Raw genomic sequence first — 15,633 nt, 5'->3', positions numbered from 1 at the left:
TACTCCTTAAACCTTTTCAACCTGGACAAGGTTTGTGTGGGATGGGTTGCCCTTCGCCAGCGGCGACGGACGCTGCGTGGTCAGTACGTTAATACTGCCCGCCTGGTCGATACGGTTGGCATCAGGGCTGTACCAGGCCCCTTCTCCCAGCGCCACTACGCCTGGCATCATGCGCGGCGTCACCTTAGCTTCAATGTGCACCTCGCCGCGACCGTTGAAGATACGCACGCGATCGCCATTGCTGATGCCTCGCGCTTTGGCATCCATCGGGTTGATCCACATCTCCTGACGGCAGGCGGCCTTGAGTACGTCGACGTTACCGTAGGTGGAGTGCACGCGCGCTTTGTAGTGGAAACCGGTCAGCTGCAGCGGGAATTTCGCCGTCAGCGGATCGTTGTAGTTTTCGAAACCTGGCGTGTAGATCGGCAGCGGATCGATAACGTCCCCTTCCGGCAGCTCCCAGGTCGACGCGATTTTTGCCAGCTCTTCGGAGTAGATTTCGATTTTGCCCGACGGCGTGGTCAGCGGATTCGCCTGCGGATCTTCACGGAACGCTTTGTAAGCCACGTGGTGCCCTTCCGGATCGCGCTGTTTGTACATACCCTGCTTGCGGAAGGTATCGAAATCCGGCAGGTCAGGGACCGCCTTACGGGAGAGTTCATGCAGATGACGCATCCACCCTTCCTGTGTACGTCCCTCGGTAAACTGCTGCTCAACGCCAAGACGTTTCGCCAGCTCAGAGGTCATCTCATAAATGGTTTTGCACTCGAAGCGCGGTTTGATCGCCTGATCGGTGAAGATCACGTAGGACATGTTGCCGCAGGAGGCGTCCAGCGCGAAATCCATCTGCTCAGAGGCGGTGCAGTCCGGCAGCAGGATATCGGCATATTTCGCCGAGGAGGTCATGTGGCAGTCGATCACCACAATCATCTCGCACTTCTTATCATCCTGCAGGATTTCATGGGTGCGGTTGATTTCGGAGTGCTGGTTGATGAGACAGTTACCGGCATAGTTCCAGATCATCTTGATCGGCACGTCCAGCTTGTCCTTGCCGCGCACGCCGTCGCGCAGGGCGGTCATTTCAGGACCACGTTCGATCGCATCGGTCCACATAAACATGGAGATGCTGGTCTGAACAGGGTTATCCAGCGTCGGCATACGTTCAAACGGCACTTCATACGAGCCTTCACGCGCGCCGGTGTTACCGCCGTGAATACCGACGTTGCCGGTCAGAATGGAGAGCATGGAGATCGCACGGGTCGCGATTTCGCCGTTCGCATGGCGCTGCGGTCCCCAGCCCTGGCTAATGTAGGCCGGTTTGGCCGAGCCAATCTCACGCGCCAGCTGAACGATACGCTCGGCCGGAATACCGGTGATGGTGGACGCCCACTCGGGCGTTTTCGCCACGCCGTCGCTGCCCTGCCCGAGAATATAGGCTTTGTAATGACCGTTAGCAGGCGCGCTGGCTGGCAGGGTTTTCTCGTCATAGCCGACGCAGTATTTATCCAGGAAAGGCTGATCGACGAGGTTTTCGGTGATCATCACCCACGCCAGCGCGGAGACCAGCGCTGCATCGGTACCCGGACGGATTGGGATCCACTCGTCTTCACGTCCGGCGCCGGTATCGGTATAGCGTGGGTCGATGATGATCATGCGGGCATTGGATTTGGCGCGGGCCTGTTCAAGGTAATAGGTTACCCCGCCGCCGCTCATGCGGGTTTCGCCCGGGTTATTACCGAACAACACCACCAGCTTACTGTTTTCGATATCAGACGGGCTGTTGCCGTCCGCCCAGCCGCCGTAGGTGTAGTTGAGTCCCGCAGCAATCTGCGCCGATGAGTAGTCACCATAGTGATTGAGATAACCGCCGCAGCAGTTCATCAGGCGTGCCACCAGCGTTTTACCCGGTGGCCAGGAGCGGGTCAGCGTACCGCCGAGCGTCCCGGTGCCGTAGTTCAGGTAGATGGATTCGTTGCCGTACTCTTTGATAAGGCGCTGCATATTGGTGGCGATAATGTCGTAGGCTTCATCCCAGCTAATCCGCTCGAACTTCCCTTCCCCACGCTTACCGACGCGCTTCATCGGATATTTCAGGCGGTCCGGATTATACACGCGACGACGCATGGAGCGGCCGCGCAAGCAGGCGCGAACCTGATGTAACCCTTCATAGTTATCGTCCCCGGTATTGTCGGTTTCGACATATTTAATTTCGCCATCCACCACGTGCATACGCAGCGGACAACGGCTACCGCAGTTAACGGTACAGGCACTCCACACCACTTTTTCCGGAGCTGAAGCTGGGGATAATGCATCCGCCGCTGAGGCCAGTCGGGTAAAAGGGAGCGTGAAAGCGCTGCTGGCTACGGCCAGGCCGCCTATTGCCGTGGTTTTCATCAACCCACGGCGAGTGACCTCGGCAGCCATTAATGCTTCAGGCGCGTTGATTTTCATAGAGACTCACTTTGGTTGCTCACAAAGAAAAGAGTGGCGGCGCAAAACCGCTATTTAGTTTTATATACAACGAATTTCTACGTAATCAGCTTTTTATGCTGACTTTCATTCGGAGGAGTATTACTACTTTAGAGGGAGGGGGTATTGCGTCGTATCAATTCCGCGGCATAAAAAAAGCGCCTAAAGGCGCTTTTTTGTTGTGAGGCAAAGAATTAGCCAATGTACTGCTGGCCTTTCATGTATGGACGCAACACTTCAGGGATCTCAATACGACCATCTGCCTGCTGATAGTTTTCCAGCACGGCAACCAGCGTACGGCCCACAGCCAGACCAGAACCGTTCAGGGTATGCACCAGACGGGTTTTCTTGTCAGATTTGCTGCGGCAGCGTGCCTGCATACGACGCGCCTGGAAATCCCAGACGTTAGAGCAGGAGGAGATTTCACGGTAGGTGTTTTGCGCAGGCACCCACACTTCAAGATCGAAGGTTTTGCAGGCGCCAAAGCCCATATCACCGGTGCACAGGGCCATACGACGATACGGCAGGCCCAGCAGCTCCAGCACTTTCTCAGCGTGACCGGTCATCTCTTCCAGCGCGTCCATGGACTCTTCAGGACGGACGATCTGCACCATCTCAACTTTGTCGAACTGGTGCATACGGATCAGACCGCGCGTGTCGCGACCGTAAGAACCTGCTTCAGAACGGAAGCACGGAGAGTGTGCCGTCAGCTTAATTGGCAGGTCGTCTTCATCGATTATCTCATCACGCACGAGGTTAGTCAGCGGCACTTCAGCGGTTGGGATCAGCGCGTAGTTGCTGCTGTCTGCTTCCTCGTCCAGCGGACGGGTATGGAACAGATCGCCGGCAAATTTCGGCAGCTGGCCCGTACCGTACAGCGTATCGTGGTTGACCAGATACGGCACGTAGGTTTCGCTGTAGCCATGCTGCTCGGTGTGCAGATCCAGCATGAACTGCGCCAGCGCGCGGTGCAGATGGGCAATCTGGCCTTTCATCACCACAAAACGGGAGCCGGTCAGCTTAACCGCTGCCGCAAAGTCCAGCCCCGCGTGCATTTCGCCCAGCGTCACGTGATCGCGCACTTCGAAGTCAAACTCACGAGGTGTACCCCAGCGTTTCACTTCAACGTTGTCGTTTTCATCTTTGCCGACAGGCACGCTGTCGTCAGGAATATTCGGGATAGCCAGGGCAATATCACGAATCTCGGCCTGAAGAACGTCCAGCTCAGCTTTTGCCTGATCCAGTTCTTCACCCAGTTTGTTCACTTCCAGGCGTAATGGCTCAATATCTTCCCCGCGCGCTTTCGCCTGGCCGATGGATTTCGATCGAGAGTTACGCTCTGCCTGCAGATTTTCAGTTTGTACCTGCAGAACTTTACGACGCTCTTCGAGAGCGCGCAGCTTATCTACATCCAGCTTAAAGCCCCGGCGTGCCAGTTTTTCAGCGACTGCGTCTGGCTCATTACGCAGCAGATTGGGATCGAGCATGCTTATCCTGTGCTTATCGAATTAAAATAGGAAAATGTGACCACAGCCTGCGGCCACAAGGATACATTGCCAACATTACCGCAACGATTGAACTAACGGTAGCGTTTTATAGGGCTATTTTGATCCTGTCCGGCGAGCCAGGTGAGCTTTTCACCAATCTTGCCTTCAAGACCTCTGTTTGTGGGGTGATAATAGCGCGTTTGTGCCATCTCCTGCGGGAAATATTCCTCCCCGGCAGCGTAGGCATTGGGTTCATCATGAGCGTAACGATACTCCTGCCCATATCCCATCTCTTTCATCAGTTTGGTCGGCGCGTTACGCAGGTGAACCGGCACATCGTAGTCCGGACGTTCACGCGCATCGGACATCGCCGCTTTAAACGCGGTATAAACCGCATTACTTTTCGGCGCACAGGCCAGATAGACAATTGCCTGCGCAATGGCTCGTTCGCCTTCCGCGGGCCCAACGCGGGTGAAGCAATCCCAGGCCGACAGTGCAACCTGCATGGCGCGAGGATCGGCATTGCCGACATCTTCTGACGCAATCGCCAGACAGCGACGCGCGACATATAACGGATCGCCGCCCGCAGTGATAATACGCGCGTACCAGTAAAGCGCCGCATCCGGCGCGCTGCCGCGCACGGACTTATGCAGCGCCGAGATCAGGTCGTAAAAACGGTCGCCTTTGTTATCGAAACGCGCGCTGCGCTCCCCCGCAATTTCGGTGAGCAGTTCCGGTTTCAGCACCCGCTTCCCTGCATCGTCGATTTCGGCCATATCGGCCATCATTTCCAGCGTATTCAGCGCACGACGCGCATCGCCGTTGACCAGCTCGGCAATTGCACGACGCGTGTCGTCAGGCAGAACGATATCCTGTCCGCCGTAGCCGCGCGCTTTGTCGTCCATCGCCTGGGTGAGAACCTTTTCGATATCATCGGTGGTGAGCGATTTGAGCAGGTAAACGCGCGCGCGGGAAAGTAGCGCCGAGTTCAGTTCAAACGACGGGTTTTCGGTGGTCGCACCGATGAAGAAGATCGTGCCGTCTTCAATATGCGGCAGGAAGGCATCCTGCTGGCTCTTGTTGAAGCGGTGGACTTCGTCCACGAAGAGGATGGTGCGCCGCCCGGCATTGCGGTTCTGCCGCGCACGCTCGATCGCCTCACGGATCTCTTTCACGCCGGAGGTGACCGCCGAGATACGTTCAACGTCCGCGTTGGCATAGCGGGCGATCACTTCTGCAAGCGTAGTCTTGCCGGTGCCAGGGGGTCCCCAGAGGATCATGGAGTGAAGATGCCCCGACTCAATGGCGCGCGGCAATGGCTTACCGGCAGCCAGCAGATGCTGCTGGCCGATGTACTGCGCTAAATTTTCTGGCCGCATACGGGCGGCCAGAGGTTGAAACGCGTTATCTGAAAAATCGAGCGACAGATTGCCCACTCATGCCTCTTACTTATTGCGTTGGTCGTCCACCGTTACGCCCTGCGGCGGGGTAAAGGTGAATTTCGAAGCATCAACGGCGCCGTTCTGCTGAGACTTGAGCTGGTAGCTGCTGCGCTGATCGTCCTGCTCAACCGCGCCGAACTGATTAATCGTACCGTTGGTGCTTACGTTAATGGTGAACTGCTTCAGGTTGCCGTTGCTGCCTTTCGGCGTCAGGACAAACTCGTCACCCGTCTGTTTAATATTGTACTGCTGCCAGTCGCTGGACTGGTTACGAGCAATCAGCATAAACGGCGTATTGCTGGTGGCATCTTTCAGCCAGGTCGCCGTTGCCTGCTCAACGAACGGGTTGAAGAACCATAAGGTTTTACCGTCAGAGACCAGGATGCTTTCATCCGGCTGGGTCATGTGCCAGTTGAACAGATTCGGGCGTTTTACCCACAAATCTCCCTGACCTTCCTGCACCGCGTTGCCGCTGCCGTCCGTCACTTTTTGCGTGAAGCTGGCGTGGAAGCTGCTTACTTTATCCAGTCGGCTTTTAAGGTCGCTGGCCGCATCAGCCCAGACGCTGCTGGCGACAAAACTGGTGAGTAATGCACAGGCGATGGCGATTTTTTTCATTGTTATTCCTTAAAATACGTCTTCCCGATATGGGGTTTCCGTCTTCTATTCTGGACCTGCCCGAAGGCAGGCGACAGAAGAAAATGCTTAATTTTGGCTGATTTACCCTTCTTTGCAATCGCTGAAGGCTAATCAAACGGCGGCGGTGCCAGCACCTCGCGGTTACCGTTATGCCCCTGCTCGCTCACAATGCCCTGCGCTTCCATCTGCTCGATGATACGCGCTGCGCGGTTATAGCCAATTCGGAACTGGCGCTGCACGCCAGAGATTGACGCTTTGCGTTTTTCGGTAACGAAGTTAACCGCCTGATCGAATAACGGATCCAGCTCTTCGCCGCCGTCGAAGCCACCGCCGCCGCCTTCGCTTTCCGTATCGCTGGTGATGCCGTCAACATATTGCGGACGACCGCGCGCTTTCCAGTCCTGCACGACGGCGTGTACTTCCTCATCGCGGACGAACGCACCGTGAACGCGCACCGGAGAGGTGGAGTTCGGGCCTGAATAGAGCATGTCACCCATACCCAGCAGCGACTCTGCGCCGCCCTGGTCAAGAATGGTACGGGAGTCAATTTTACTGGATACGGTAAAGGCGATACGCGTCGGAATGTTCGCTTTGATAAGACCGGTGATAACGTCCACGGAAGGACGCTGGGTCGCCAGCACAAGGTGAATACCGGCCGCACGCGCTTTCTGCGCCAGACGGGCAATCAACTCTTCTACTTTCTTACCGACGGTCATCATAAGGTCAGCGAATTCATCAACCAGCACGACGATATAAGGCAGCTTTTCCAGCACCGGATGCTGAGCATCCATGCTGTCACCCGGCTTCCAGTAAGGATCCGGGATCGGACGCCCCATGCGCACAGCCTGGGCGATTTTCTCGTTATAACCGGCCAGGTTACGCACGCCTAACGCAGACATCAGCTTGTAGCGGCGTTCCATCTCATTGACGCTCCAGCGCAGGGCGTTGGCGGCGTCTTTCATGTCGGTGACCACTTCGGTCAGCAGATGCGGGATGCCTTCGTAGACCGAAAGTTCGAGCATTTTCGGGTCGATCATGATGAAACGCACATCTTCCGGCTGCGCTTTATAGAGCATGCTGAGGATCATGGCGTTCACACCGACAGACTTACCGGAACCGGTAGTACCCGCTACCAGCAGGTGAGGCATTTTGGCAAGATCCGCAACGACCGGATCGCCAGCGATATCTTTACCCAGCACCACCGTCAGCGGAGAGGGGTTATCGCGGAATTTGGTGTTATCCAGCACTTCGCGCAGGTAGACGGTCTGACGTTTCTTGTTCGGCAGCTCAAGACCAACGTAAGGTTTACCCGGTATCACTTCCACCACACGCACCGCCACGGTCGACAGAGAACGCGCCAGGTCGCGGGACAGGTTGGAAATACGCGCGGCTTTAACGCCGGGTGCCAGGTTCAGTTCAAACCGGGTGATCACCGGACCCGGCGAGTAGTTCACCACGTCCGCCTTGATGCGGAAGTCAGCCAGACGAGCTTCCACCAGACGCGCCATCTGCTCCAGCGCGAAGGTATCGACCGGCTCCACTTCTGACGGCGGCGGCGTTAACAGATCCAGAGACGGCAGCGGCGTGCTTGGACGCTGCAGCGGACGGCTGTCACCGTTACGCATCAGCAGCGGGTGAATCAGACTTTCCTGCGGCTGAGGCGCAGTCTGCTGGAACTGCGGTGGCTGTGGCGGCTGCTTCGGCTGCGGCTGCTGAACAGGTTGATGCTGCTGCGCATACGGCTGCTGAACAGGCTGATGCGGCTGCGCGTAGGCCTGTGTTGCTGGCTGCTGGCGCACAGGCTCCGCTTCAGGCATCACGCTCGGGGTAAATAACGGCTCGCTCGGGCCATCATCCACCAGATCCTTCATCGGCGAGAATTCAAAATCAGACAGCGAGAACGGATTTGCGCCAGCCGGTTGCTCACCGGAATAGCGCTGCTGTTGAGTGGCCGCAAACTGGCGCGCCAGTTCTGCTTCAGCCGCGTCCTCTTCGTCTTCCAGCACCGGTTCATCGTGCTGGTATTCATCACCGTAGCGCTGATTCTGCTGCGCGGCGAACTGACGGGCCAGCTCGTCCTGCTGCATTTCATCGGCGTCGTCTTCGTACTCAGGCTCGCGCGCTTTCTCTTCGGCCATACGCTGGGAAGGCAGCTTGATGCCATAAGAGGCAAGCTCACGACGGGTGGGTACACGAACGCGGTTAGGGCGAGGCAGTTGCGGACCAATCCCCTCCTTCACCTGAGGACGTGGCGTGCCCCCTGTCGCCAGGCTAAAGACAGGTGCAGCTACGGCAGCGGCCGCGGTAGCCTGCTTCACGCTTTCCGCTACGGGTGCGACTGCAGGCGTCGGGTCGATCGGTGGAACGGAAACAGAAGGCGCTTTCGTCACCGGCTCCTGCACCGGTTCAGGCACAGGCTGGTACCAGGCCGCCAGCTGCTCGCGTTCACGCGCGCGACGCTCTTCAACTTCTTCAAAATAGTACATCGGTGGACGAGAGGGTTTTACCTCTTCCACTATTTCAGCTTCAGGCTGCGGCTCTACATAAGGCTGAACAGGTTCAACCGGCTCAGGCACATACTCCTGATAAGGTTGGGCCACAGGCTGTTCATAGTGCGGGTAATCTTGCGGTTCATACGCAGGCTGCGGCGGCTGATAAGGCTGCTGCCACTGCTCCTGCTGCACAGGAATGTAGCTTTCAGGTTCAGGCGCGATAACCGGCTCCGGCGTGTGAACGCCTGGCGCAGTCTGCCAGTCAACCTGAGGCTGCTGAATAACGGATTCCGGCGGCGAAACCGGCGCGGATGGCATCACGGCGTCGACAGGCGCGGCATACACCTGCGCAGCGGTCGTCGCGGCTGCGGCGGCCGCAACCGGCTCGGTAACCGAATGACCATTTAACAGCGGATCGTATTCGTCGAAGTCACCCGGAGTGGCCCGGCTGCCGGAGAAGAGCACATCGTCAGGATCGACGGCGATACCTGCAGCGCGATACGCCACCTGCTCGTCTTCATCCATGCGCTTACCGGAGAAGAGAGCCGCATCGGTTTTACGACCCAGCGGGTTGGCAAATTTCTCAGCAACACGCTGACGACGGGCTAGCGCGCCGCGCAGAATACGCGCACGACGAGACTCGCGACGCTGCACAGGCGCGTCATCTTCCTCTTCATCTTCGTATTCGTCTTCATCAACCCACGTATCGTCACGGCGGGTACGGTTGCTGGCGAAGGTCAGAATGGTGAGGATAAAACTGCCGATTTTCTCGGCAATGCTCACCCAGGACCAGCCGGTGAACAACGTCAGCCCGGCCGCCCAGATACACAGCAGCGCCAGCGTGCCACCGCTGCTGTGCAGCATCGGCTGCAGCGCAGAACTGAGTAAACTGCCGATCACCCCGCCAGAGGCGAAGTACCAGATATCATCCGCATTGATTGCCGCCAGCCCGCACGAGGTGAGGATCAGCGCCAGCGCGCCAATCAGGCGCAGCGACACGGCAAAATAGTCGATGTAATCATCGTTCTGACGATGACGCCACGCAAACCAGCATCCGCCAATGATAATAACGGGAAGGGTGTAGGCCATCACACCGAAAATGAAAAACAGCGTGTCCGCAAGCCAGGCACCGGGGACACCGCCTAAATTATGGATAGGCTCATGCCATGCAGTTTGTGACCAGCTGGGATCTGAAGGGTTGAAACTGAGTAAGGCTGCCATCAGCCAGACGGCAAAAAGGGCAATAACAATCAGCAAAGCCTCGAGGAGACGACGTCCGCTGCTTAGCTTCGATAGTGTGACTTCTTTGTCTTCAGTGTATTCCTGGCTCAAAAAAGGCTCTCCAGGTATCAGGCATATCCTGCCTTTTTGCTAAAACGGACAACAGCGCCGGGACTCCCCGGCACTGTTGCTGTATGGATTAACAGGAGTGTAATCAAACTACGCTGATTTTGCACCTGTTCCGTGTTAGCGCGTCTTAATAACCAGACGATTGCTCTGTTTGACCTCTTCCATCACCACATACGTACGGGTGTCGTTCACGCCTGGCAGACGCAGCAGGGTTTCCCCCAGCAGCTTACGGTAGGCGGACATATCAGGCACACGGGTTTTCAACAGGTAGTCGAAATCACCGGATACCAGATGACACTCTTGAATTTCTTCAAGTTTTTGTACAGCGGCGTTAAATTGCTCAAACACATCCGGCGCACCACGATTCAGAGTAATCTCAACAAATACCAGAAGTGAGGCATCCAGATAATGCGGGTTCAGCAGAGCAGTATAGCCCTGAATGAAACCCTGTCTTTCCAGTCGGCGCACACGCTCAAGGCACGGCGTCGGGGAAAGTCCCACACGTTTTGAAAGCTCGACGTTGGAAATACGCCCATCCTTTTGCAATTCATTAAGAATGTTACGATCGATACGGTCGAGATCTTTGCCAGGGCGCTTCTTGCTATCTACCATTATTATTGTCTCTCTGTATTCCTTCCCTACTCCTGCCTGGACCCTGTGCACATCACTGTTCAGAGCCTGTACCCGTTAGTCATCACATCGCCTGGTTTTGTATTAGACGCGATGCGGATTCGGGTTCTGTTGGTAAGAAGACCGTTGCCCGAAGGCAGTCACCGACATCACGTATGGCGTCTGTCCACGCCATGCGTAGATTTCACTGACCCGGTAAAAATGGCATTTACGTGCATGCCTATGCGGCATACGGTTAACGCGGTTTTTTTTCTTCCTTGAATGTTTTCGCAAAAGCGCAGGGGATTGTCAAAGCAAAACATCGTTTTTTAGTACAACATGCCGGATATTCATTACGGCAGGGTATTAATCCTCATTTTATTGCCTTACAAACGACCGGTTTTCAGGCGAAAGCGTGATGTTATAGCGCGCCACTCATCGTCCGTGGCTATTACACAGATTGATATCAAAATTGCTGCGCTCTTTTTTTACGACAACAAATTCCCTACAATCCAGCCAAATGTCTGCCAACAACAATGGGGATCTCATGGGCACGGCCAAACACAGTAAGCTGCTAATCCTTGGTTCTGGACCTGCGGGATATACCGCAGCGGTCTATGCTGCACGCGCTAACCTGCACCCGGTACTCATCACCGGAATGGAAAAAGGCGGTCAGCTGACCACCACCACCGAAGTGGAAAACTGGCCAGGGGACCCGAACGACCTGACCGGGCCGCTGCTGATGGAACGTATGCACGAGCATGCCGCTAAATTCGAAACTGAAATTCTGTTCGACCACATCAATAAGGTCGATCTGCAGAACCGTCCGTTCCGCCTGACGGGCGACAGCGGCGAATACACCTGTGACGCGCTGATCGTTGCCACCGGCGCCTCTGCCCGTTATCTCGGTCTGCCATCCGAAGAAGCGTTCAAAGGTCGCGGCGTCTCTGCCTGCGCAACCTGTGACGGTTTCTTCTACCGCAATCAGAAAGTCGCGGTCATCGGCGGCGGCAACACCGCCGTAGAAGAAGCGCTCTACCTGGCGAACATTGCCTCTGAAGTGCACCTGATCCACCGTCGCGAAACCTTCCGCGCGGAGAAGATCCTGATCAAACGCCTGATGGATAAAGTGGCCAGCGGCAACATCGTGCTGCATACCAACCGTACCCTGGAAGAGGTGACGGGCGACCAGATGGGCGTTGCCGGTCTGCGTATCCGTGATACCCAGAACACTGACAACGTCGAAACGCTTGAAGTGGCGGGTCTGTTTGTGGCGATCGGTCACAGCCCGAACACCGCGATCTTCGACGGTCAGCTGGAGCTGGAAAATGGCTACATCAAAGTGCAGTCCGGCATTCACGGTAACGCGACCCAGACCAGCATCCCGGGCGTGTTCGCGGCTGGCGACGTGATGGACCATATTTATCGTCAGGCGATTACCTCTGCTGGCACCGGCTGTATGGCCGCGCTGGACGCTGAGCGCTACCTCGATGGACTGGCTGAACAAGGTAAATAATCTTTACAAGTCAGTAACAAACGTAAATAAAGGCGGCGATAAGTCGCCTTTATTGTCTCCCCGTTGTAACATTGCGCTGCCCAATTTCTAATAACGTCACCTGCAAAGTACGCAATGGAAAAAACCCGTCAACAAGAGTTAACACGCTGGCTGAAACAGCAAAGCGTTATTTCCCGCCGCTGGCTTACGATTTCCCGTCTCCTGGGGTTCGTTAGCGGTCTGTTGATTGTTGCCCAGGCATGGCTGCTGGCCCGCATTCTTAATCACATGATCATGGAGAACATCCCGCGCGAAGCGCTGTTGCTGCCTTTTATTGTCCTGATCCTGATTTTTATCCTGCGCGCCTGGGTGGTGTGGCTGCGTGAGCGCGTCGGTTTTCACGCCGGACAGCACATCCGCTACGAGATCCGCCGTCAGGTGCTCGATCGTCTTCAGGAAGCGGGACCCGCGTGGATCCAGGGTAAACCGGCCGGTAGCTGGGCGACGCTGATCCTTGAGCAGATTGACGATATGCACGACTACTATGCGCGCTATCTGCCGCAAATGGCCCTTGCCGTCTTCGTTCCGCTGCTGATCGTGATCGCCATCTTCCCGCTGAACTGGATGGCTGCGCTGATTCTGATGGGCACCGCCCCGCTGATCCCGCTGTTTATGGCGCTGGTCGGCATGGGGGCAGCGGATGCCAACCGCCGTAACTTCCTGGCACTGGGTCGCCTGAGCGGTCATTTCCTCGATCGTCTGCGCGGCATGGAGACGTTACGCATTTTTGGCCGCGGTGAAGCGGAAACCGAAAATATTCGCCGGGCATCGCAGGACTTTCGTCAGCGCACCATGGAAGTGTTACGCCTTGCCTTCTTATCCTCCGGCGTACTGGAATTCTTTACCTCGCTGTCGATTGCCCTCGTGGCGGTCTACTTTGGCTTCTCCTACCTTGGCGCGCTGGATTTCGGCCATTACGGCACGGCGGTGACCCTTTCTGCCGGCTTCCTGGCGCTGATCCTGGCCCCGGAATTTTTCCAGCCGCTCCGCGATCTGGGGACCTTCTATCACGCCAAAGCGCAGGCGGTTGGCGCAGCCGATAGCCTGAAAACGTTCCTGGAAACGCTGCTGGCTCACCCGGAGCGCGGTGACGTGACGCTGAATGCTAAAGACCCCGTGACCATCGAAGCACAGGACTTTTCCATTCTGTCACCGGAAGGCAAAGTGCTCGCGGGTCCGCTGAATTTTACCTTACCTGCCGGACAACGGGTGGTGCTCGTCGGCACCAGCGGTTCCGGTAAAAGTTCTCTGCTGAATGCGCTGTCCGGCTTTATGGCCTACACGGGTTCACTGCGGATCAACAAAACCGAACTGCGCAACCTCGATCCAGACGCCTGGCGTAAACAGCTCAGCTGGGTAGGACAAAACCCCCAGCTTCCCGCCTCTACGCTGCGTGAAAACGTCCTGCTGGCGCGCCCGGACGCGCGTGAAGATGAACTGCAATCGGTGCTCGATCGCGCCTGGGTCAGCGAGTTTCTGCCGCTGCTTCCGCAGGGGGTAGATACCGTTGTCGGCGATCAGTCCGCCGGGCTGTCGGTCGGACAGGCGCAGCGCGTAGCCGTTGCCCGCGCGCTGCTTAATCCATGCCAGCTGATGCTGCTGGATGAGCCCGCCGCCAGCCTGGACGCCCACAGCGAACAGCGCGTAATGGAGGCCCTGAACGCCGCCTCCCGGCAGCAAACCACCCTGATGGTCACCCATCAGCTGGAGGGGATTGCCGACTGGGACCAGATCTGGGTCATGGAGAACGGCCGTATTGTTGAGCAAGGCGATTACGCCTCTCTCGTTGCCGCGCAGGGACCGTTTGCCGCCCTGCTGGCGAACCGTCAGGAGGACATCTGATGCGTGCTCTGCTGCCTTATCTTGCGCTCTATAAACGCCACAAATGGATGCTGACGCTGGGGATTGTGCTGGCGATTGTCACGCTGCTCGCCAGCATTGGCCTGCTCACCCTTTCCGGCTGGTTCCTGTCAGCCTCGGCCGTCGCGGGCTTTGCCGGTTTATACAGCTTCAACTATATGCTCCCGGCAGCCGGTGTTCGCGGTACCGCCATCACGCGGACTGCCGGACGCTATTTCGAACGGCTGGTCAGCCACGACGCCACTTTCCGCGTGCTGCAGCACCTGCGCATCTACACCTTCAGCAAACTGCTGCCCCTCTCCCCTGCCGGGCTGGCGCGTTTTCGTCAGGGTGAATTACTTAACCGTGTTGTTGCGGATGTCGACACGCTGGATCACCTTTACCTGCGCGTGATTTCCCCGATCGTGGGCGCGTTTGTGGTGATTGTGGTTGTCACGCTGGGGCTGTCTGTTCTGGATGTTTCCGTTGCGCTGACGCTGGGCGGGATCATGCTGCTGACGCTCATCATTCTGCCGCCGCTGTTTTACCGCGCCGGGAAATCGACCGGGGAAAACCTGACGCGCCTGCGCGGAGACTACCGCCAGCAGCTCACCTCCTGGCTTCAGGGGCAAGCAGAGCTGACGATTTTTGGCGCCAGCAAGCGCTACCGTGCGCGGATGGAAAGTACGGAGCTTAACTGGCATGAGGCCCAGCGCCGCCAGTCGGAGCTGACGGCCTTCTCTCAGGCGCTGATGATGTTAATCGGCGGCGTGGCGGTGATTGCCATGCTGTGGCTGGCTTCCGGCGATGTCGGGGGGAATTCACAGCCGGGTCCACTTATTGCCCTTTTCGTCTTCTGCGCGCTGGCGGCGTTTGAGGCGCTAGCCCCGGTAACGGGCGCCTTCCAGCATCTGGGCCAGGTGATCGCCTCTGCCCTGCGCATCACGCAGATTGCCGAGCAGGAGCCTGAAGTCACGTTCAGTGCCGGGCAGACCGCGGTACCAGAGCAGGTTGCGCTGACGCTTGAAGATGTCACCTTCGCCTATGACAAACAGGCGCAGAACGCGCTGGACGGTATCAACCTTTCTGTTAACGCAGGTCAGCGGATGGCGATCCTCGGCCGTACAGGCTGCGGTAAATCGACGCTGCTGCAGTTGCTGACCCGCGCCTGGGATCCGCAGCGCGGCCATATTCGTTTTAATAACACGTTGCTGACCGATTTCAGCGAGCAGGCCCTGCGCAAGACGGTGAGCGTCGTTCCGCAGCGCGTGCATCTGTTTAGCGCCACCCTGCGCGATAACCTGCTGCTGGCCGCGCCAGAGGCCTCTGATGATGCGCTTCGCGCCGTGCTGGAGCAGGTCGGGCTGCAAAAACTGCTTGAGGACGACGGGCTGAACAGCTGGCTGGGCGAAGGCGGCCGTCAGCTCTCGGGCGGTGAACTGCGCCGTCTGGCTATTGCGCGCGCGCTGCTGCACGATGCGCCGCTGATGCTGCTCGACGAACCCACCGAAGGGCTGGATGCCACAACCGAAAGCCAAATCCTTGATTTACTGGCGAATGCCATGACAGGCAAAACCGTGCTGATGGTCACACACCGCCTGCGCGGACTGGCGAGTTTTGATCGGATAATTGTGATGGACAACGGACACATTATTGAGCAAGGTAGTCACGCAGAGCTGTTGGCGAAACAGGGTCGCTACTACCAGTTTAAACAGCGTCTGTAGACTATATTTGTAGCGTCCTCACTCGCG

Annotated in this window: 9 protein-coding genes; 3 read left to right on the top strand and 6 right to left on the bottom strand. The window is 57.2% G+C overall.

Translation table 11 applies throughout. The features are described from left to right. Nucleotides 1–6 precede the first annotated feature (6 nt). From dmsA to lrp, 6 genes are all read right to left on the bottom strand, one after another. Nucleotides 7–2,451, bottom strand: coding sequence for a dimethylsulfoxide reductase subunit A (gene dmsA / locus ACOTZC_RS00940; RefSeq protein WP_045404117.1), 2,445 nt, complete (start codon nt 2,449–2,451; stop codon nt 7–9). A gap of 212 nt (nt 2,452–2,663) precedes the next feature. Beyond that, entirely contained in the window at nt 2,664–3,956 is a 1,293-nt protein-coding gene (serS, locus tag ACOTZC_RS00935) for a serine--tRNA ligase (protein WP_008499983.1), read from the bottom strand. 92 nt (nt 3,957–4,048) lie between these two features. Next, a complete protein-coding gene (rarA, locus tag ACOTZC_RS00930) occupies nt 4,049–5,392 on the bottom strand; it encodes a replication-associated recombination protein RarA (protein WP_047173345.1) in 1,344 nt (447 codons plus the stop codon). A 9-nt stretch (nt 5,393–5,401) separates the two neighbouring features. Continuing rightward, nucleotides 5,402–6,016 (bottom strand): outer membrane lipoprotein chaperone LolA, encoded by a 615-nt coding sequence (lolA, locus tag ACOTZC_RS00925; RefSeq protein ID WP_023310983.1) that lies wholly within the window; start codon nt 6,014–6,016, stop codon nt 5,402–5,404. 128 nt (nt 6,017–6,144) lie between these two features. After that, nucleotides 6,145–9,861, bottom strand: coding sequence for a DNA translocase FtsK (gene ftsK, locus ACOTZC_RS00920; protein WP_248168961.1), 3,717 nt, complete (start codon nt 9,859–9,861; stop codon nt 6,145–6,147). A 135-nt stretch (nt 9,862–9,996) separates the two neighbouring features. Then, nucleotides 9,997–10,491 carry a leucine-responsive transcriptional regulator Lrp gene (lrp, locus tag ACOTZC_RS00915; RefSeq protein ID WP_000228469.1) on the bottom strand — a complete coding sequence of 165 codons (495 nt, stop codon included), beginning with the start codon at nt 10,489–10,491 and terminating at the stop codon, nt 9,997–9,999. A gap of 544 nt (nt 10,492–11,035) precedes the next feature. On the opposite strand from lrp, the gene trxB reads away from it, so the two are divergent. From trxB to cydC, 3 genes are all read left to right on the top strand, one after another. Further along, nucleotides 11,036–12,004 carry a thioredoxin-disulfide reductase gene (gene trxB / locus ACOTZC_RS00910; RefSeq protein WP_023616696.1) on the top strand — a complete coding sequence of 323 codons (969 nt, stop codon included), beginning with the start codon at nt 11,036–11,038 and terminating at the stop codon, nt 12,002–12,004. Between the two features lie 114 nt (nt 12,005–12,118). Beyond that, nucleotides 12,119–13,885 (top strand): heme ABC transporter permease/ATP-binding protein CydD, encoded by a 1,767-nt coding sequence (cydD, locus tag ACOTZC_RS00905; protein ID WP_348941848.1) that lies wholly within the window; start codon nt 12,119–12,121, stop codon nt 13,883–13,885. Then, entirely contained in the window at nt 13,885–15,606 is a 1,722-nt protein-coding gene (cydC, locus tag ACOTZC_RS00900) for a heme ABC transporter ATP-binding protein/permease CydC (RefSeq protein ID WP_248182550.1), read from the top strand. The genes cydD and cydC overlap by 1 nt, the downstream gene beginning before the upstream one ends. Nucleotides 15,607–15,633 lie beyond the last annotated feature (27 nt).

Origin of the sequence: Enterobacter cloacae complex sp. SHL009, from assembly GCF_049237205.1 — a bacterium.
In the GTDB taxonomy this organism is placed as follows: domain Bacteria; phylum Pseudomonadota; class Gammaproteobacteria; order Enterobacterales; family Enterobacteriaceae; genus Enterobacter; species Enterobacter cloacae_M.
Note: the sequence above shows the minus strand (reverse complement) of the source record. Positions and strands in the feature narration are given on the sequence as shown.